The 18,250-nt window shown below is 52.9% G+C and carries 20 protein-coding genes and 3 tRNA genes; 17 read left to right on the plus strand and 6 right to left on the minus strand.

Annotation, left to right across the window (positions count from 1 at the left end):
• The first annotated feature begins 102 nt into the window (after positions 1 to 102).
• Together fliE and yedD are read left to right on the plus strand one after the other, a co-directional pair.
• Positions 103 to 417, plus strand: coding sequence for a flagellar hook-basal body complex protein FliE (gene fliE / locus IPZ49_RS05980; protein WP_003859612.1), 315 nt, complete (start codon positions 103 to 105; stop codon positions 415 to 417).
• Positions 418 to 492: 75 nt separating this feature from the next.
• A complete protein-coding gene (gene yedD, locus IPZ49_RS05985; RefSeq protein ID WP_003859613.1) occupies positions 493 to 906 on the plus strand; it encodes a lipoprotein YedD in 414 nt (137 codons plus the stop codon).
• Positions 907 to 1,008: 102 nt separating this feature from the next.
• Here the strand turns inward: yedD and amyA are convergent, their stop codons facing one another.
• The 4 genes from amyA to fliD form a co-directional block, all read right to left on the minus strand.
• Positions 1,009 to 2,496, minus strand: coding sequence for an alpha-amylase (amyA, locus tag IPZ49_RS05990; protein ID WP_032671684.1), 1,488 nt, complete (start codon positions 2,494 to 2,496; stop codon positions 1,009 to 1,011).
• 98 nt (positions 2,497 to 2,594) lie between these two features.
• The gene (gene fliT, locus IPZ49_RS05995) at positions 2,595 to 2,966 is read right to left on the minus strand and encodes a flagella biosynthesis regulatory protein FliT (protein WP_006811148.1); all 372 of its coding nucleotides are present in this window, start codon (positions 2,964 to 2,966) and stop codon (positions 2,595 to 2,597) included.
• On the minus strand, positions 2,966 to 3,376 hold the full coding sequence (gene fliS / locus IPZ49_RS06000) for a flagellar export chaperone FliS (RefSeq protein ID WP_003859616.1): 411 nt from the start codon (positions 3,374 to 3,376) through the stop codon (positions 2,966 to 2,968). Before fliS ends, fliT begins: the two co-directional genes overlap by 1 nt.
• 30 nt (positions 3,377 to 3,406) lie before the next feature.
• Positions 3,407 to 4,819: a flagellar filament capping protein FliD gene (fliD, locus tag IPZ49_RS06005; protein WP_063932730.1), complete on the minus strand. Its 1,413-nt coding sequence runs from the start codon at positions 4,817 to 4,819 to the stop codon at positions 3,407 to 3,409.
• A gap of 269 nt (positions 4,820 to 5,088) precedes the next feature.
• Here fliD and IPZ49_RS06010 point away from each other — a divergent pair, with 269 nt between their 5' ends.
• From IPZ49_RS06010 to sdiA, 8 genes are all read left to right on the plus strand, one after another.
• The gene (locus IPZ49_RS06010; protein WP_032671682.1) at positions 5,089 to 6,300 is read left to right on the plus strand and encodes a FliC/FljB family flagellin; all 1,212 of its coding nucleotides are present in this window, start codon (positions 5,089 to 5,091) and stop codon (positions 6,298 to 6,300) included.
• A gap of 163 nt (positions 6,301 to 6,463) precedes the next feature.
• Positions 6,464 to 7,183, plus strand: coding sequence for an RNA polymerase sigma factor FliA (locus IPZ49_RS06015; RefSeq protein ID WP_003859623.1), 720 nt, complete (start codon positions 6,464 to 6,466; stop codon positions 7,181 to 7,183).
• Positions 7,184 to 7,237: 54 nt separating this feature from the next.
• Positions 7,238 to 7,789 carry a flagella biosynthesis regulatory protein FliZ gene (gene fliZ, locus IPZ49_RS06020; RefSeq protein ID WP_015570235.1) on the plus strand — a complete coding sequence of 184 codons (552 nt, stop codon included), beginning with the start codon at positions 7,238 to 7,240 and terminating at the stop codon, positions 7,787 to 7,789.
• An 86-nt stretch (positions 7,790 to 7,875) separates the two neighbouring features.
• On the plus strand, positions 7,876 to 8,676 hold the full coding sequence (tcyJ, locus tag IPZ49_RS06025; protein WP_003859627.1) for a cystine ABC transporter substrate-binding protein: 801 nt from the start codon (positions 7,876 to 7,878) through the stop codon (positions 8,674 to 8,676).
• A 103-nt stretch (positions 8,677 to 8,779) separates the two neighbouring features.
• Positions 8,780 to 9,766, plus strand: coding sequence for a D-cysteine desulfhydrase (gene dcyD, locus IPZ49_RS06030; protein ID WP_017693220.1), 987 nt, complete (start codon positions 8,780 to 8,782; stop codon positions 9,764 to 9,766).
• A 21-nt stretch (positions 9,767 to 9,787) separates the two neighbouring features.
• Positions 9,788 to 10,456 (plus strand): cystine ABC transporter permease, encoded by a 669-nt coding sequence (tcyL, locus tag IPZ49_RS06035; protein WP_003859632.1) that lies wholly within the window; start codon positions 9,788 to 9,790, stop codon positions 10,454 to 10,456.
• Entirely contained in the window at positions 10,453 to 11,205 is a 753-nt protein-coding gene (gene tcyN, locus IPZ49_RS06040; protein WP_003859634.1) for an L-cystine ABC transporter ATP-binding protein TcyN, read from the plus strand. The genes tcyL and tcyN overlap by 4 nt, the downstream gene beginning before the upstream one ends.
• A gap of 223 nt (positions 11,206 to 11,428) precedes the next feature.
• On the plus strand, positions 11,429 to 12,151 hold the full coding sequence (gene sdiA / locus IPZ49_RS06045) for a transcriptional regulator SdiA (RefSeq protein WP_017384479.1): 723 nt from the start codon (positions 11,429 to 11,431) through the stop codon (positions 12,149 to 12,151).
• A 64-nt stretch (positions 12,152 to 12,215) separates the two neighbouring features.
• Here the strand turns inward: sdiA and IPZ49_RS06050 are convergent, their stop codons facing one another.
• Positions 12,216 to 12,440 carry a DUF2594 family protein gene (locus IPZ49_RS06050; protein ID WP_003859644.1) on the minus strand — a complete coding sequence of 75 codons (225 nt, stop codon included), beginning with the start codon at positions 12,438 to 12,440 and terminating at the stop codon, positions 12,216 to 12,218.
• Between the two features lie 464 nt (positions 12,441 to 12,904).
• Here IPZ49_RS06050 and uvrY point away from each other — a divergent pair, with 464 nt between their 5' ends.
• The 7 genes from uvrY to IPZ49_RS06085 all read left to right on the plus strand — a co-directional run bounded on the left by uvrY (position 12,905) and on the right by IPZ49_RS06085 (position 17,634).
• Positions 12,905 to 13,561: a UvrY/SirA/GacA family response regulator transcription factor gene (gene uvrY, locus IPZ49_RS06055; RefSeq protein ID WP_017384478.1), complete on the plus strand. Its 657-nt coding sequence runs from the start codon at positions 12,905 to 12,907 to the stop codon at positions 13,559 to 13,561.
• The gene (gene uvrC / locus IPZ49_RS06060; RefSeq protein WP_017384477.1) at positions 13,558 to 15,390 is read left to right on the plus strand and encodes an excinuclease ABC subunit UvrC; all 1,833 of its coding nucleotides are present in this window, start codon (positions 13,558 to 13,560) and stop codon (positions 15,388 to 15,390) included. The genes uvrY and uvrC overlap by 4 nt, the downstream gene beginning before the upstream one ends.
• Before the next feature lie 56 nt (positions 15,391 to 15,446).
• Positions 15,447 to 15,995 carry a CDP-diacylglycerol--glycerol-3-phosphate 3-phosphatidyltransferase gene (pgsA, locus tag IPZ49_RS06065; RefSeq protein ID WP_003859652.1) on the plus strand — a complete coding sequence of 183 codons (549 nt, stop codon included), beginning with the start codon at positions 15,447 to 15,449 and terminating at the stop codon, positions 15,993 to 15,995.
• Between the two features lie 163 nt (positions 15,996 to 16,158).
• A tRNA-Gly gene (locus tag IPZ49_RS06070) sits at positions 16,159 to 16,234 on the plus strand.
• Positions 16,235 to 16,285: 51 nt separating this feature from the next.
• Positions 16,286 to 16,359: transfer RNA gene (locus IPZ49_RS06075), tRNA-Cys, on the plus strand.
• A gap of 11 nt (positions 16,360 to 16,370) precedes the next feature.
• Positions 16,371 to 16,457: transfer RNA gene (locus IPZ49_RS06080), tRNA-Leu, on the plus strand.
• A 250-nt stretch (positions 16,458 to 16,707) separates the two neighbouring features.
• Positions 16,708 to 17,634 carry a LysR substrate-binding domain-containing protein gene (locus IPZ49_RS06085; protein ID WP_045910791.1) on the plus strand — a complete coding sequence of 309 codons (927 nt, stop codon included), beginning with the start codon at positions 16,708 to 16,710 and terminating at the stop codon, positions 17,632 to 17,634.
• Positions 17,635 to 17,642: 8 nt separating this feature from the next.
• On the opposite strand, the gene IPZ49_RS06090 is transcribed toward IPZ49_RS06085, so the two are convergent.
• Entirely contained in the window at positions 17,643 to 18,110 is a 468-nt protein-coding gene (locus IPZ49_RS06090; RefSeq protein ID WP_063932731.1) for a hypothetical protein, read from the minus strand.
• Positions 18,111 to 18,250 lie beyond the last annotated feature (140 nt).

Consider the following 18,250-nt stretch of genomic DNA (forward strand, 5'->3'; position numbering starts at 1 on the left):
TCTATGCGTCAAATAACCTGGTTTTTTAACGCTATTTACCGCCATTATCTTATTGACAAGCTGTTAGTCTTGACCTCGTAAAAAACCATCCAGGGGAGAGTCATGGCTATACAGGGCATTGAAGGGGTACTCAGTCAGTTACAGGCAACGGCGATGACCGCCCGTAATCAGAGCGTGGCTGACCAGCCGCCGGGCGTTAGCTTCGCCGGTCAACTGCATGCGGCGCTGGACCGGATCAGCGACAAGCAAAACGCGGCCCGTACCCAGGCTGAGAGATTTACCCTTGGCGAACCCGGCGTGGCGCTCAACGATGTGATGGCCGATCTGCAAAAAGCGTCGGTGTCATTGCAGATGGGGTTGCAGGTGCGTAACAAGCTGGTGTCGGCATACCAGGAAGTGATGGGGATGCAGGTTTAATCAATACCTATCTTACGCTGGCAGCCTGATGGCTTTAATGCCACAATATTTTTTTCTTCGCATGCAGGAAAGATGATGAAAAAAGTAGCAATTGTGGCTGCGATGCTGACGTTAGCGGGATGTGTTCAGGTCGATAACTACCAGGAAGTGATTAAGCACCCGGTACCTTCGCAACTGGCAGGTTACTGGCAGTCGAAAGGGCCGCAGAGCGCGATGGTGAGCCCGGAAGCGATTGCCACGCTGGTGGTGACGCCAGAAGGAGATACGCTGGATTGCCGTCAGTGGCAGCGCGTTATCGCGGTGCCGGGTAAGATCATGCTGCGTTCAGATGATTATTACAACGTGACCCGTAAGCTGGATGTCTATCCGCTGGAGCGTGATGGGGCGGCGCTGGAGTATGACGGTATGGAACTGTACAAGGTTGACCGTCCAACGGTGGAATGCGCAGATTACCTGAGCAAGAATCCGCTGGAGAGTAAGCTTCCGTAGCGGTAAAAGCAAAACGGCAATCATATTGCCGTTTTTAGGGTTTGCTCCCTCTCCCGGTGGGAGAGGGTCGGGGTGAGGGCATCAGGCCGCACTTTCCCAGCACTACAGCGCGTCCTCAATCACCCAGACGCTGACGCTTCCCCCGTTACAGAAGAACGTCCCTTCGCCATCCGCCGCCGTGGTCACGGTTTCCTCGCGATTGCCCAAAAAATCACGCCAGTTTTTATTGCCGTAATTCTCACCGAGACAGATGGTCTTCTCGCCGTCATCACCGTTCGACAGCACCACCACGCAGCCAGGGTTATCCTCCGTTCCGCTGCGGCTGAAGGCAATGCAGTTTGGATGGTCGAAAAAGAGCGTCTGCACGCCGTGGGCGAAGCGCTGTCGGGCGAGGATCAGCTCGTGGAGCTGCTCGATCACTGGCATATCAATGTGATACGTCTCGCCATCCCCGCCGGTGTCGTCATAGCTGGCGCCAAAAAGATCCGGGTAGAATACGCTCGGCACGCCGTTTTCACGCAGCAGGATGAGCGCGTAGGCCAGCGGTTTGAACCAGGCTTCAACAGGGGCTTCCAGCGCCTGCAAGGGTTGGGTATCGTGGTTGGCTACCAGGGTCACGGCATGGAACGGATCGGCTTCCACCAGCGTACCGGTGAAAATCTGGCTCATATCGTAGTCGCGTCCCTGGCGTGACGCTTCGTGAAATTTCATTTGCAGCGGCGCATCAAACAGCATCGTTTTGCCGTCCACCTGATTGATGTAGTGCTGCAATTTATCCACTTCGTGAGACCAGTATTCCGCCACAATAAACAGCGGCTGCGGGGCCACCTCCTGGACGTGCTCAATCCACTCTTTATAGAACCAGGCCGGGATGTGTTTTACCGCGTCCAGGCGGAAGCCGTCGCAGTGGGTTTGCTCCATCACCCAGCGCGCCCAGTATTTGATCTCCTCCGTCACCGCGTGGTTGCGAAAATCAATGTTTTCACCCATCAGGTAATCGAAATTGCCCATCTCGTCGTCGACCTGATCGTTCCAGCCTTCGCCGGTGTAGTCGTTCACGATTTTGAAGATACCGTCCTCATTGGGGTTTTCAATGTGGTCGATACCGCTGAAGCATTTGTAATCCCAGATGAACTGCGAATACTGCCCGGCCCGAACGGGGAAGGTGTAGCGCGTCCAGGCTTCGCATTCGATGATCTCATCGCTGATTTGGGTGCGATCCTGAGCATCCACGCGCTGCACGCGGACGGGTTCCTTTTCATCGGCCCCCATTTTATGGTTGACCACCACGTCCAGAAGCACCGCAATCTGGTTGCTTTTTAAGGCGTTGATGGCCTCCAGCAGCTGGGCTTTATCGCCGTATTTGGTGGCGACGCTGCCTTTCTGGTCAAACTCACCGAGGTCGAAAAGGTCATAAGAGTCATACCCGACGGAATAGCCGCCGGATGCCCCCTTATATGCCGGCGGTAACCAGACCATATTGATGCCGATTTCGTTCAGGTTGGGGGCTAATGCCGTGACTTCTCGCCACAGTTCACCGCCGGTGGGGTAGTACCAGTGAAAACATTGTAAAAGTGTTGGGTTGCGCATGCACCATCTCCATGAGGTCGCGAAACTCAAGTATGGAGCAGGTTTGGCAGAAATGCCTGGCGAACGAAACGGTTAATGCTCGAACGCCAGTTAAATGGCTAATTAATATCGCTATTACTTTGCGGAACCAGGACATGACCGCCCTGGTTACCGTAGGTGGAGAGAACGGTTTTCTGGATGGAGGATTGCCCAACCAGCTTCGCCAGTTCATCCATTCTGGCTTGCAGCAACGTTTTTACCTGGCCTTCGTTGTCCAGGATCACCCGCAGCGTCGGGCGAAGCTGCTCCTGAATCTGCATCGAAGGTTCACTTTCCTGAGTGAGACGAGCCAGTGAGTGCACCGCATTAACATAGTCGGTTTCACAGATGATCAGATCATCCCATAGTCCCTGCCGGGCCAGTCGCAACATCAACTGGCTCTGCTCAAGGAGTTGCTGATAAAGGGCATAAAGTTGCGGTGCGTTACTCATTAGACGGCGTCCTGCATCAGTTGTGGCGTACCGGCAACCTCCTTCCACCCGTCAGCGATATTGCGCAGCAAGTTTTCCACCTCTTCGATGGCGCTGGCGTCGTTATTCACGTTGGCGTGCAGGAGGCGACGTACCATATAGGCATAAAGGGCAATCAGGTTTTGCGTAAGCTCATCACCGTTATTTTCCACCAGGCCAACCTTCAGCCCGTTTTCGATAATGTTGATGGCTTTTGAGAGCGCCAGCCCTTTTGCCGGGATATTACCGTCTGCCAGGAACAGACGCGCGCGTACCAGCGCGCTGAGGGCTCCATCAAATAGCATGATAACCAGCTGCTGCTGGCTGGCGCTCATCACCGCGCTTTCAACTTCTATCTTTGCGTAGGCTTGCGTGCCTTTTGCGCCGTACATGTTATCCCCCTCGGGTCTGATTAGCGTTTACTACTTGTTGCTGGACGTATTTTCGAACTGCTGCGTCAGGTAGCTGCTGGTGTTGTTCAGCGAGGTCATCAGTACGTCCAGCTGGGTAAACTGGGCTTTGTACTGCGCCACTCTCGCGTCAATACGTTCGCTCACGGCGTTATATTGATCCGTTAACTTGTTCAGCGTTTTGCTGACGCCATCTTTGGCCGCCTGGATAATGCCTTTACTGGAAAGCCAGTCAGTCAGATGGGTGGCCATGGTGGTAGTGATCCCGGTGGTTTTACCGTCACCCACAACCAAATCTTTCACGGCAGACGGGTTATCCGTCAGCGCTTTTTTCAGCTTGTCGCTGTCCAGCTCCAGCTTACCCGTACTTGGATCGGAGGTAATGCCGACCTGAGACAGCGTTTTATAGGCGGTTCCGCCGACGGAGTTGCCCAGCATGGTTTTCAGCTGCGTCTGGATAGTACGCAGCGTACTGTCTCCGAGCAGGGCACCGTTGCTGGAATCCTGCGCATCTGTACCCGCATCAACCGCCGTATATTTGGTTAATGATGCAAAGCTGTCCTGAAGGGTGTTGTAGGCATCCACCCAGGCTTTCATCGCCGTTTCCGCTTTCGATGTATCTTTAGCGATCGTCAGCGTCTGGTTACCGGTGGTGACATCGTTCAGGTTCAGGGTGATATCTTCCAGCGCATCGCTGATGGTGTTGCTGCTGTTTTCGATATCGACGTTATTCACCTTCAGCTTGGCGTTCTGCGCGGTGACGCTTTCTGTCATGCCGTTGCTGGCGTCGGTGCTGGTGCCGTTGTAACCCATAAAGGATTGCAGGGCGCTGTCGCCGCTCACGCTGATGCTGACCGCGTTGTCCGCCCCGGTTTCGGTGGAGGTGATGGACAGACGATACTGACCATTACCGACGTTAATAATACTGGCGGTCACGCCGGCGTCAGCTTTGTTAATCGCATCGCGAATGCCGGTCAGCGAGGAGTTTGCCGCGCTGATATCGACGGTCACCGGATCTTTACCGTTACCGGCGGTAAAGGTGATCTTGCTGTCAGCCGTGGCAATGGCCGTTTTGCTGTCCGGCTGCGCATTTTTGGTCGTCAGGGTTTGCGCCTGCGCCAGCTGCGACACGCTGATGGTGTATTTACCGGCAATCGCGCTGCCGGTGGTGGTGGCGCTGAATGCCGTGGTGCTGCTCGACGTGCTGGTCGCCGTAAACAGATCGGCTTTATTCAGCGCGGTGTTGGCAGTCTGAAACGCTTCCAGTGAACTTTTCAACGTGCCGTAAGCGCTCAGCTTGGCGGTATAAGATGACTGTTGTTTGGAAATCGGCGTCAGCTGCGCTTTTTCGGCCGTGGTCAGACTATCCAGAATGTCTGCTAACTTAAGACCCGATCCAATCCCCAATGATGAAATACTTGCCATATTTATTCCTTAATCTATCGACACGTAGAACGAATAGTGGGGTTATCGGCCTTTATGGGGGAAAGTTTACGGTTAATTTCTTTTTTTTAATGGCGGGAATAACGCTAATAGAGAAGAGCTTTTCCGTGGCTAAAAAAATTAACGCGATCCTGAAAAAAAATCTAAAGGTTGTTTTGGACCAGACGATAACACCTTTGACGGCGATGAAGCCGAAGGGTGGAAACCCAAATCTAACCAAACAGATTTGATGAACAACAGGAATCGAAATCATGGCACAGTACATTAATACCAACAGCCTCTCGCTGATCACTCAGAACAACATCAACAAGAACCAGTCCGCTCTGTCTTCTTCTATCGAGCGTCTGTCTTCTGGTCTGCGTATCAACAGCGCGAAAGATGACGCTGCGGGCCAGGCGATTGCTAACCGCTTCACCTCTAACATCAAAGGCCTGACTCAGGCTGCACGTAACGCTAACGACGGTATCTCTGTTGCTCAGACCACTGAAGGCGCACTGTCTGAAATCAACAACAACTTGCAGCGTATCCGTGAACTGACCGTTCAGTCTCAGACTGGTACTAACTCCGATTCCGACCTGTCTTCAATCCAGGACGAAATCAAATCCCGTCTGGACGAAATTGACCGCGTATCCGGTCAGACCCAGTTCAACGGCGTGAACGTGCTGGCTAAAGATGGCAAAATGAATATTCAGGTCGGTGCAAATGATGGCGAGACTATCACTATCGATCTGAAGAAAATTGATTCCAAAACACTGGGTCTGGATAGCTTCAACGTTAATGGTCCTAAAGATGCGAAAGGTACCTTAGGGACTGCTGTAAACACCGATTTTACCTCCTATTACGGTTCAACGACACAGGTTACCAAAGCGTCTGTTGCGGAAACTGATGGTGATGATACTCTGTCGACCCGTCTTGGCCTTGCAGCTGGTGGGGCTAAAATTGATAAAACTGGTGTTTATAAAGATGATAATGGCAACTTGTTTGCTAAAGTAACAATTGGTCCAACTACTGACGCTGAAGTTAACAACCTTAAAGCGAATGGTTTTGATATTGCAAAAGGTGATACCAAAGATTTCTTCATCGCACTTGATCCTCAATCTGCTGACACCAAAACAACAGCAGATACAGCTGCGTTCTCTCTGGATACCAAGAACCTTAGCCTTAGCAGCCTGACTACTGGCTCATCGTCCGATCCGCTGGCTAAACTGGACGAAGCGATCGCTTCTGTTGACCAGTTCCGTTCTTCACTGGGTGCGGTTCAGAACCGTCTGAGCTCTGCGGTAACCAACCTGAACAACACCACCACCAACCTGTCTGAAGCGCAGTCCCGTATTCAGGACGCCGACTATGCGACCGAAGTGTCCAACATGTCTAAAGCGCAGATCGTTCAGCAGGCCGGTAACTCCGTGCTGTCCAAAGCTAACCAGGTTCCTCAGCAGGTTCTGTCTCTGCTGCAAGGCTAATCGCCTGATTACGCTTAAACCCCGCTTCGGCGGGGTTTTTTCTGTCCGCATTTACGCGTAACCCCCCAAATAACCCCTCATTTCACCCACTATTCACCCGATTAAAACCCCTCCAGAATCGGATAATCATGCCGATAACTCAACTAACGCAGGGCTGTTTATCGTGAATTCACTCTATACCGCTGAAGGTGTAATGGATAAACACTCGCTGTGGCAGCGTTATGTTCCGCTGGTGCGTCACGAAGCATTGCGCCTCCAGGTGCGTTTGCCGGCGAGCGTGGAACTGGACGATCTGCTACAGGCGGGCGGTATCGGGTTATTGAATGCAGTTGACCGGTACGACGCTCTGCAAGGAACGGCATTTACGACTTACGCAGTGCAGCGTATTCGTGGTGCGATGCTGGACGAGCTGCGCAGCCGCGACTGGGTGCCGCGCAGCGTTCGCCGCAACGCGCGCGAAGTGGCGCATGCGATGGGACAGCTGGAGCAGGAACTGGGGCGCAACGCGACGGAAACCGAAGTAGCGGAGCGTCTGGGCATTCCTGTTGAAGAGTATCGCCAGATGTTGCTCGATACCAATAACAGCCAACTCTTCTCTTATGATGAGTGGCGCGAAGAGCATGGCGATAGCATCGAGCTGGTGACCGATGAACATCAGCAAGAAAACCCGTTACACCATTTACTGGAAGGGAATTTACGCCAGCGCGTGATGGAAGCGATCGAAGCTTTACCGGAACGTGAGCAACTGGTGTTAACCCTCTATTACCAGGAAGAGCTCAATCTCAAAGAGATTGGCGCCGTGCTGGAGGTGGGCGAGTCTCGGGTGAGCCAGCTGCACAGCCAGGCCATTAAACGCCTGCGCACAAAACTGGGTAAGTTATAGGTGAGTTATTCGCCTTGGAAATGCCGCACAACGTATTGACAACCAGGAGTTATCATGACGGTGCAGCAATCTAAAAGACGGCCTTTAAGCCGCTACCTGAAAGACTTTAAACACAGCCAGACGCATTGCGCCCACTGTAAAAAATTACTCGACCGCATCACGCTGGTTCGTCGCGGTGAAATCGTGAATAAGATTGCGATTTCCCGCCTCGACACGCTGATGGATGAAGCCGCCTGGCTTGAAGAGCAAAAAGAGTGGGTAGCGCTTTGCCGTTTCTGTGGCGATCTCCATTGCAAAGAGCAAAGCGACTTCTTCGATATTATCGGCTTCAAGCAATTCCTGTTTGAACAAACGGAGATGAGTCACGGCACCGTGCGTGAATACGTGGTTCGCCTGCGCCGCCTGGGTCAGCATTTGACCATGCAAAATATCTCCCGCGATCTGCTGACGACCGGATACCTGGATGAAAATCTGGAACCCTGGTTGCCCGCCACCAGTACCAATAATTACCGCATCGCGCTGCGAAAGTACGCGCAATATAAAGTCCAGATGCCGGGCGTCATAAAGCAGAAAGTCCGCGCCGGAACAACTTCTGATATATATTAAAAAAGAATAAGATGTAGCGCAGCCGCCTTTGACGTTGCAGGCGATTTCTCTACACTACTCAAAAATTCCACTGTATCGGGGTACTTATGAAATTAGCACTTCTGGGTCGTCAGGCGCTGATGGGGATGATGGCCGTTGCGCTGGTCGCGGGGATGAGCGTGAAAACGTTCGCGGCAGAGAATCTGCTCAACAAAGTTAAAGAGCGCGGCACGCTGCTGGTTGGGCTGGAAGGAACCTATCCTCCGTTCAGCTTCCAGGGCGACGACGGTAAACTGACCGGTTTTGAAGTGGAGTTTGCGCAGGAGCTGGCAAAACACCTCGGCGTTAAAGCCTCCCTGAAACCCACCAAATGGGACGGGATGCTGGCGTCACTGGATTCCAAACGTATTGACGTGGTGATTAACCAGGTAACCATTTCTGACGAGCGTAAGAAGAAGTATGACTTCTCCACGCCGTACACCGTGTCCGGTATTCAGGCGCTGGTGAAGAAAGGTAACGAAGGCAGTATCAAATCCGCAGCGGATCTGAAAGGTAAGAAAGTCGGCGTCGGTCTGGGCACCAACTACGAGGAGTGGCTGCGCCAGAACGTGCAGGGCGTGGACATCCGTACCTACGATGATGACCCGACGAAATACCAGGATCTGCGCGTAGGCCGTATTGACGCCATTCTGGTTGACCGCCTGGCAGCGCTGGATCTGGTGAAGAAAACCAACAATACCCTGGCTGTCGCGGGTGATGCGTTCTCCCGTCAGGAGTCCGGCGTGGCGGTGCGTAAAGGTAACGAGGATCTGCTGAAAGCCATCGACGGCGCCATTGCTGAGATGCAGAAAGACGGCAGCCTGAAGGCGCTTTCTGAGAAGTGGTTCGGCGCAGACGTGACGAAATAAGTCTCTGACTGACAAAAAAAGGCGCTTTTAAAAGCGCCTTTTTTATTTCTCGCGCGTCTGCGTGCATAATGAAATAACAATTGTTTGCGTGACCGGAGGAACCATGTCACTACAGAATTTAACGCGCTTTCCCCGTCTGGAATTTATCGGCGCACCCACGCCGCTGGAGTATCTGCCGCGATTTTCTGACTATCTGGGGCGCGATATTTTCATTAAGCGTGACGATGTGACGCCCATGGCGATGGGCGGAAATAAGCTGCGCAAGCTGGAGTTTCTCGCCGCCGATGCCCTGCGCGAAGGCGCGGACACGCTGATCACCGCCGGGGCAATTCAGTCTAACCACGTTCGCCAGACGGCGGCAGTGGCGGCGAAGCTGGGACTCCACTGCGTTGCCCTGCTGGAGAACCCGATCGGGACGCAGGCAGAGAATTACCTGACAAACGGTAACCGTTTGCTGCTGGATCTGTTCAACGTGCAGGTTGAAATGGTCGACGCGTTGACCGACCCGGCTGCACAGCTCGACGAGCTGGCGACGCGTCTGGAAGCGCAGGGTTTTCGTCCGTACGTGATCCCGGTTGGCGGCTCGAATGCGCTGGGTGCCCTCGGCTATGTTGAGAGCGCGCTGGAAATCGCTCAGCAGTGCGAAGGCGCGGTGAGTTTATCCTCGGTGGTGGTGGCGTCCGGCAGTGCGGGGACCCATGCTGGTTTAGCGGTCGGGCTTGAGCAACTGATGCCGGAGGTCGAGCTGATTGGCGTGACGGTTTCCAGAAGCGTTGCGGACCAGAAGCCGAAAGTCGTCACCCTGCAACAGGCGGTGGCTGAACAGCTTGCGCTTCAGGCGAAGGCGGAGATACTGCTGTGGGATGACTATTTCGCGCCGGGCTATGGCACCCCCAATGATGAAGGGATGGAGGCGGTTAAGCTGCTGGCCCGTCTCGAAGGTATTCTGCTCGACCCGGTCTATACCGGCAAGGCAATGGCGGGTCTGATCGACGGCATCGCCCGCAAGCGCTTTAAGGATGAAGGACCCATTTTGTTTGTTCATACTGGCGGGGCGCCTGCGCTGTTTGCCTATCATCCTCATGTCTAAAAATCAGGTAGAAAAATAATAATGCAAGAAAGTATTCAACTGGTTATTGATTCGCTGCCGTTCTTGCTTAAGGGCGCGGTGTTTACTTTACAGCTCAGTATCGGCGGGATGTTCTTCGGGCTGGTGCTCGGGTTTGTGCTGGCACTGATGCGCATGTCGAACATCTGGCCGGTGCGGTGGCTGGCGCGGTTTTACATCTCCGTGTTCCGCGGAACGCCGCTTATCGCCCAGCTGTTTATGATTTACTACGGGCTGCCACAGTTTGGTATTGAGCTGGATCCGATCCCGGCGGCGATGATTGGCCTGTCGCTGAATACGGCGGCGTACACCTCTGAAACGCTGCGTGCGGCGATCTCCTCCATCGATAAAGGACAGTGGGAAGCGGCGGCCAGTATCGGGATGACCCCGTGGCAGACGCTGCGCCGGGCGATCCTGCCCCAGGCGGCGCGCGTGGCGCTGCCGCCGCTGAGCAACAGCTTTATCAGCCTGGTGAAAGACACCTCGCTTGCGGCGACCATTCAGGTGCCGGAGCTGTTCCGTCAGGCGCAGCTGATCACCTCGCGCACGCTGGAAGTGTTTACCATGTATCTGGCGGCCTCGCTGATTTACTGGGTGATGGCGACGGTGCTGTCCGCTCTGCAAAACTATTTTGAAAACCAGCTTAACCGCCAGGAGCGTGATCCAAAATGAGTGCAATTGACGTCAAAAACCTGGTGAAAAAATTCCACGGGCAAACGGTGCTGCATGGCATTGATCTTGAGGTTGAGCAGGGCGAAGTGGTAGCAATTATCGGCCCGAGCGGGTCAGGCAAAACCACGCTGCTGCGCAGCATCAATTTACTGGAGCAGCCCGAAGGCGGGACGATCCGCGTGGGTGATATCACCATTGATACCGGGAAACCCATCAGCCAGCAAAAAGGGCTGATTCGCCGCCTGCGCCAGCATGTCGGCTTCGTGTTCCAGAGCTTTAATCTCTTTCCGCACCGCACGGTGCTGGAAAACATTATTGAAGGGCCGGTCATCGTCAAGGGGGAACCTAAGGAAGACGCGACGGTCCGCGCCCGCGAGCTGCTGGCGAAGGTTGGGCTGGCAGGGAAGGAGACGAGCTATCCGCGTCGCTTATCTGGCGGGCAGCAGCAGCGTGTCGCCATTGCGCGCGCGCTGGCGATGCGCCCGGATGTGATCCTGTTTGACGAACCCACATCCGCGCTCGATCCTGAGCTGGTCGGGGAAGTACTGAACACGATCCGACAGCTGGCGCAGGAGAAACGCACGATGGTGATTGTGACGCATGAAATGAGCTTCGCTCGCGACGTTGCCGATCGGGCTATTTTCATGGATCAGGGGAGAATAGTTGAGCAGGGGCCGGCTAAAGCGCTGTTTGCCAATCCGCAGCAGCCCCGTACCCGTCAGTTCCTTGAAAAATTCTTAATGCAGTAGCATTTTAGCGTTCAATTTGCTCCAGATGCCGCTTCTGGAGCAAATTATCCTCCCTTAAACTCCGTTCTGTTGCTTTTTTATTCCGCCTGATGTGGATAAGCCATCGCCAAATTAAAGATAATCTGCCTGTGGCCGATATTTTATATAAATAATCATGCTTTATGTGTTAGGTTATATTCACCATAATAATGATTATCTTTATCAGAGGCTTCATTCAGTAAGTATGAGGGATATAGACTTTTTCACCTGGCGACGGGAATGCTTCCTCCGGTTTCAGGAAATGACCTGTGCCGAAGAGGTATATCAGGAACTTCAGCGACAAACGCAGGCGCTTGAATTCGATTATTATGCGCTTTGTGTTCGACACCCTGTGCCATTTACCCGCCCGCGAACCTCCGTCCATTCCAGTTATCCGCAACAATGGATGGCGCAATATCAGTCCGAGAATTATTTCGCCATTGACCCGGTGCTGAAGCCGGAGAATTTCATTCAGGGACATTTGCCCTGGACGGATGAATTATTCACGGATGCCCAGCAATTATGGGACGGCGCGCGGGACCACGGTTTACGCAAGGGAATAACGCAGTGTCTGATGATGCCAAATCATGCGCTCGGTTTCCTCTCCGTGTCATGTACCAGCTTACAGGCACACTCGATATCCAGTGAAGAAGTTGAGCTGCGTTTACAAATGCTGGTCCAGATGGCGCTCACCACACTGTTGCGCTTTGAACATGAGACGGTGATGCCGCCTGAAATGAAATTCAGCAAGCGTGAGCGGGAAATTCTGAAGTGGACCGCAGAAGGGAAGACGTCGGCAGAAATCGCCATCATTCTCTCCATCTCGGAAAATACCGTCAATTTCCATCAAAAGAATATGCAGAAGAAATTCAACGCACCGAATAAGATCCAGATAGCGTGTTATGCCGCGGCGACGGGGCTTATCTGACTGATATCACGTTCTGCGTGTCAGACGAGAAAACGGCTGAATGCTTTGCATCCAGCCGTTTTTGTTACTGGCGGTAGGCTTGTTTAATTTGCTTAACCGTATTGGCAAAAACAGCGGATTCCGCCTGGTCTTCCATCTGCGCGATCTGTTTTTCCATTTTAATGATCACACGACCAGCATCAGCCTGGCCCATCGCCTGTAGCATAAGCGTCAGCAGCGACTTCAGGCAGTTTACTTCCTGTGCCAGTTCCTGGTTATTCTCGGCAGTGGCAAATTCAGGTGTGCTCATTTATTTTCCTCATTATAAAACAGCGCATGAGCGCGACGATGAAAGTTAAGGCGGCGGAGTATACCACAAGCTACGGCAAAAAATGCAGTGGTTGTTTTTTATACTTATCGCGCAGTGATTATTGGGCGGCGCGGATTATGAAGGTACCCTGTCCAATATGTTAGCGACAATTAAATGTTTATCCCCGGTTCGCTATTCGTTAATTGTTGTTACAAAAAATCGCGCGCTCTTTTTCGTTTGAGTTAACAACTGTTTTAGTAACTTTTCGAATGTCGATGCTAAAAAATAGCGGTAAAAGCCCGGCGGGCAAGGGTTTTCTTTCCACTTACTGTACAGCTTAATTTCCAAAAACGAGACCAGAATCGAATAGCCGATTTTTTAGCGTTTTAATCTTGCATGGAAAACCGTTAATATAAACCCAATTAGCAGTCAGTAGCGTTATCCCTATTCTGGAGACATTTCCTTTGATCAACGTCCTTCTTGTTGATGACCACGAACTGGTGCGCGCAGGGATACGACGCATTCTTGAAGATATAAAGGGTATTAAAGTTGCCGGCGAGGCGTGTTGTGGCGAAGATGCCGTCAAATGGTGTCGCGCTAACTCCGCAGACGTGGTGCTGATGGATATGAACATGCCCGGTATTGGCGGGCTTGAAGCCACGCGCAAAATCGCGCGCATGTTCGTTGATACCAAAGTTATCATGCTGACCGTCCATACCGAAAATCCGCTGCCCGCCAGGGTTATGCAGGCGGGTGCTGCCGGGTATCTCAGTAAAGGCGCCGCGCCGCAGGAAGTCGTCAATGCGATCCGCACCGTACACGCCGGGCAGCGCTACATCGCTTCTGATATTGCTCAACAGATGGCGCTGAGTCAGATTGAACCGGAAAAAACGGAATCTCCGTTTGCCAGTTTGTCTGAGCGCGAATTGCAGATTATGCTGATGATCACTAAAGGTCAGAAGGTGAATGAGATCTCAGAGCAGCTGAATCTCAGCCCGAAAACGGTCAACAGCTATCGCTATCGAATGTTCAGTAAACTGAACATTCACGGTGATGTCGAACTGACTCACCTGGCCATTCGCCATGGTTTGTGCAATGCGGAGTCGTTAATAAGTCAGTGAGTGAAGCGTTCGATTCAAAAGCATTTCTGAAAACCGTCACCAGCCAGCCAGGCGTCTACCGTATGTACGATGCTGGCGGTACGGTTATCTATGTCGGTAAGGCGAAAGATCTGAAGAAACGCCTTTCCAGCTATTTCCGCAGCAACCTTGCCTCCCGTAAAACCGAAGCGCTGGTCGCACTTATACACAACATTGATGTCACCGTAACGCATACGGAAACGGAAGCGCTGCTCCTTGAGCACAACTACATTAAGTTGTATCAGCCGCGCTACAACGTTCTGCTGCGCGATGACAAATCCTATCCGTTTATCTTCCTGAGCGGCGACACGCACCCGCGGCTGGCGATGCATCGTGGCGCTAAGCATGCGAAAGGTGAATATTTCGGCCCGTTCCCGAACGGTTATGCCGTGCGGGAAACGCTGGCGCTTTTGCAAAAAATCTTTCCTGTTCGCCAGTGCGAAAATAGCGTTTATCGCAACCGCTCCCGGCCATGCCTGCAATATCAGATTGGCCGCTGCCTGGGGCCGTGCGTTGAAGGGCTGGTGAGCGAAGAAGAGTACGCGCAGCAGGTGGAATATGTCCGCCTGTTTTTAGCCGGGAAAGACGATCAGGTGCTGACGCAACTGATTGCCCGTATGGAAAAAGCCAGCGCGGCGCTGGAATTTGAGGAGGCCGCACGCATCCGCGACCAGATTCAGGCGGTGCGCAGGGTGACCGAGAAGCAGTTTGTTTCCAATACGGGCGACGACCTCGATGTTATCGGCGTAGCCTTTGACGCCGGTCTGGCCTGCGTTCATGTGCTTTTTATTCGTCAGGGCAAAGTGCTCGGCAGCCGCAGCTACTTCCCGAAAGTGCCGGGCGGCACTGAGCTGGGTGAAGTGGTGGAGACCTTCGTCGGCCAGTTTTATTTGCAGGGCAGCCAGATGCGTACGCTGCCCTCGGAGATCCTGCTCGACTTCACGCTCGATGATAAAACCCTGCTGGCGGAGTCGCTTTCAGAGCTGGCAGGCCGCCGGGTGAATGTTCAGACGAAACCGCGCGGCGATCGCGCGCGTTATCTGAAGCTGGCGCGAACCAATGCCGCCACGGCGCTGACCACCAAACTGTCCCAGCAGTCGACCGTCAGCCAGCGTTTAACCGCGCTTGCTACGCTGCTTAAGCTGCCGGAAGTGAAACGCATGGAATGCTTCGACATCAGCCATACGATGGGTGAGCAGACCGTGGCGTCGTGTGTGGTCTTTGATGCCAACGGTCCGCTGCGGGCAGAGTATCGTCGCTATAACATCACTGGCATTACGCCCGGTGACGATTATGCCGCCATGAACCAGGTGCTGCGCCGTCGCTATGGTAAAGCGATTGAAGAGAGCAAAATCCCGGACGTTATCCTTATCGACGGCGGGAAAGGGCAGTTGGGGCAGGCGAAGGCGGTATTTGAATCGCTCGACGTGGAGTGGGATAAGAACCATCCGCTGCTGCTAGGGGTAGCGAAAGGGGCAGATCGTAAGGCTGGCCTGGAAACGCTGTTCTTTGAGCCGGAAGGCGAGGGCTTTAGCCTGCCGCCGGATTCCCCTGCGCTGCACGTGATCCAGCATATCCGCGATGAGTCGCACGATCACGCCATCAGTGGGCACCGTAAAAAACGGGCGAAAGTGAAAAATACCAGTACCCTTGAGACGATTGAAGGCGTCGGGCCAAAACGTCGCCAGATGCTGTTGAAGTATATGGGCGGATTGCAAGGATTACTCAACGCCAGTATGGAAGAAATTGCAAAAGTGCCGGGTATTTCGCAAGGGCTGGCAGAAAAGATCTACTACTCGTTGAAACATTGAGGGCTCTGTAGCAACATAGAGCTAAATTTTACTGACAACAGACAGTTACCGTCATCATGCGATTTAATATCCCTACGTTGCTCACTCTTTTTCGCGTTGTGCTCATTCCGTTCTTCGTCCTGGCATTTTACCTGCCGGTCGTCTGGGCGCCTTTTGCCTGTGCGCTGATTTTCCTGATCGCTGCCGTTACGGACTGGTTTGATGGTTATCTGGCGCGTCGCTGGAACCAGAGTACCCGCTTTGGCGCGTTCCTCGATCCGGTTGCGGATAAGGTGATGGTGGCAATCGCGATGGTGCTGGTGGCGGAACATTATCATACCTGGTGGGTAACGCTGCCTGCCGCGACCATGATTGGCCGTGAGATTATTATCTCTGCCCTGCGCGAGTGGATGGCGGAGCTGGGTAAACGCAGCAGCGTGGCGGTGTCCTGGATCGGTAAAGTTAAAACCACCGCACAGATGGCGGCGCTGGTATGGATGCTGTGGCGTCCGAATGCCTGGGTAGAGTGGGCCGGCATTGGTCTGCTGTGGGTTGCGGCGGTGCTGACGCTGTGGTCAATGCTGCAATATTTGAACGCTGCGCGCGGTGATTTGCTTGAACAGTGATCGTTTCGGCTTAATTTTCAGCAAACGATCCTGAGATGCAAAAAATAACGTTGACTCAAAACGTCATATCAGTAGAATGCAACGCATCGAACGGCGGCACAGTTAGCCGGACGACAATGAAATCAAGTGGTTAGGAAGTAGTTAAATAGTTACTTGATGACATGCGGGAATAGCTCAGTTGGTAGAGCACGACCTTGCCAAGGTCGGGGTCGCGAGTTCGAGTCTCGTTTCCCGCTCCAGATTAGTGCATCGGCAGTTTGCGGGTGCAGGTCGAAAGACAACAGATTTAAGGCGCGTTAGCAAAGCGGTTATGTAGCGGATTGCAAATCCGTCTAGTCCGGTTCGACTCCGGAACGCGCCTCCACTTTCTTCCCTGGCCGGATGGTGGAATCGGTAGACACAAGGGATTTAAAATCCCTCGGCGTTCGCGCTGTGTGGGTTCAAGTCCCACTCCGGCTACCATGGGAAAAAGCAGAATAATCAAAGCAATAAGCAGTGTCGTGAAACCACCGAAAGGTGGTTTTTTTGTGCCTGCCATTCTGCTAATCAACAACCTTCATTTCTGACCCTCACGTAATAAAACAACGATCCTTTTCAACGGAATTAAACAGATACCCATTATGCTATCGTGTAGCTGGCGCGATTTGCAGTGTGAAGATTTGCAGGTTTGCGATCCTGATTCCCCATGCCATCACCTCATTTAAGGGACGCTATGTCTTTACCGCCATTGTATGCTCTGCGTGCGTTTGAAGTTGCTGCGCGGTTGAACTCCTTCAGTAAAGCCGCTGAAACGCTCAATATTACGCCGGGCGCGGTCAGCAGACATGTTCGTACCCTTGAACTGTGGTTCGACTGCGAGCTTTTCAAAAGGCAAGGTCCTCGGGTGGAGGTCACTGAAGCCGGGCGAGTGCTTGCCGGGCAGCTGAACGAAAGCTTCACGAGCATTGAATGGGCCTGCCGGGTATTTCGTAGTGAAAACCACCTGCTGCGGCTTAAAGCACCCAGTACCCTGACCATGAGATGGCTTCTCGACGTGCTGCGATCTTTTCGCAACAACCATGCAAAACCACAGGTTGAGATTGCCAGCGTCTGGATGGACATTGACACCGTTGATTTCAATCTTGAGCCCTACGATTGCGCCATTCTTCTCGGCAATGGGCGTTTTGGTGACACAACGGAAAGCCAACTGCTATTTCATGAATGGCTTATCCCGGTTTGTACTCCATCGCTTATCGAACCGGCCCGGCAGCGGCTTCCGCAATGCGATCTGATCCATCCTTCACCGGACAGACGTGACTGGCGGCGCTGGCTGCGAAGAACAGGATTGTTCCCGGGGCTCGATATGAGCAGCGGTATGGTGTTCGATACCCTTGAACAGGGAAGTATTGCCGCGATGAACGGGCACGGCATCGCTATCGCCGACCTGCATCTCACGCTTGATGCCCTGAAAAGTGGCCTGCTGGGCCTGCCTTTCAGGGAAGCTATCGCGACGGGGGATGGCTACTACCTCGTCTGGCCAAAAAATTCACTCAAAAGAGAGAGCATTCAGCATCTTCTGGCCTGGCTGCAAAACCATACCCCGGTCGTTCCGGCGCTGGATATCGATTATCTGGAATACGATGACAGTCGGATTTATTAATACCGTTATTAATAAGATATATTTGCCATCTTTTTATAACGTTCTGGCAAAGCGCTGTTCAGGTTGAGCACCTTATCCAGAATATAAAATGCTGGCGTGTTTTTCTGTTGCTCAGCGTCAATAATTGCCGCACGTAATAGCGTGGCGGCAGACGAAATCTTGTGAAAATAGTCCTCAGACTCGGGCGTCTGTAATTCACCAGAAGTGGCGTAACGCACGTCCGGCCAGCCAGAGAAGTTGAGCAGCGGGAGAGGGTTGCCTGCTTCGGGCTGACAGGATGAAAGCAACGCAGCTGCTTTTTGGGGATCGCGATAGGCAACTGAAAGCATATACGCGCGCTGCGAAAACGGTAACAGGGCGTCAGAATGATTTTTGGTGGAGATAAGCAGGGTCATAAAATTCGCTAAATCGCCATCTGATGGAATTTCAGATGTCGATATAATTTTCATTAACTTAAATAAAGCATCAAGTGTCATGTTTGCCCCGGTTCCTCTCATTATGACTATTCAGTTTGCGCCTGAATGTTTTAATTGGCCCACCGTCAGGGTAGGTCGAGAGGATAATATTGGAAGGCGTGCGTTTTTGAAAAACGATTAATAATCGCAATCACTGTGAG

Source organism: Enterobacter cloacae complex sp. S2 (assembly GCF_015159675.1).
GTDB classification, from domain to species: domain Bacteria; phylum Pseudomonadota; class Gammaproteobacteria; order Enterobacterales; family Enterobacteriaceae; genus Enterobacter; species Enterobacter intestinihominis.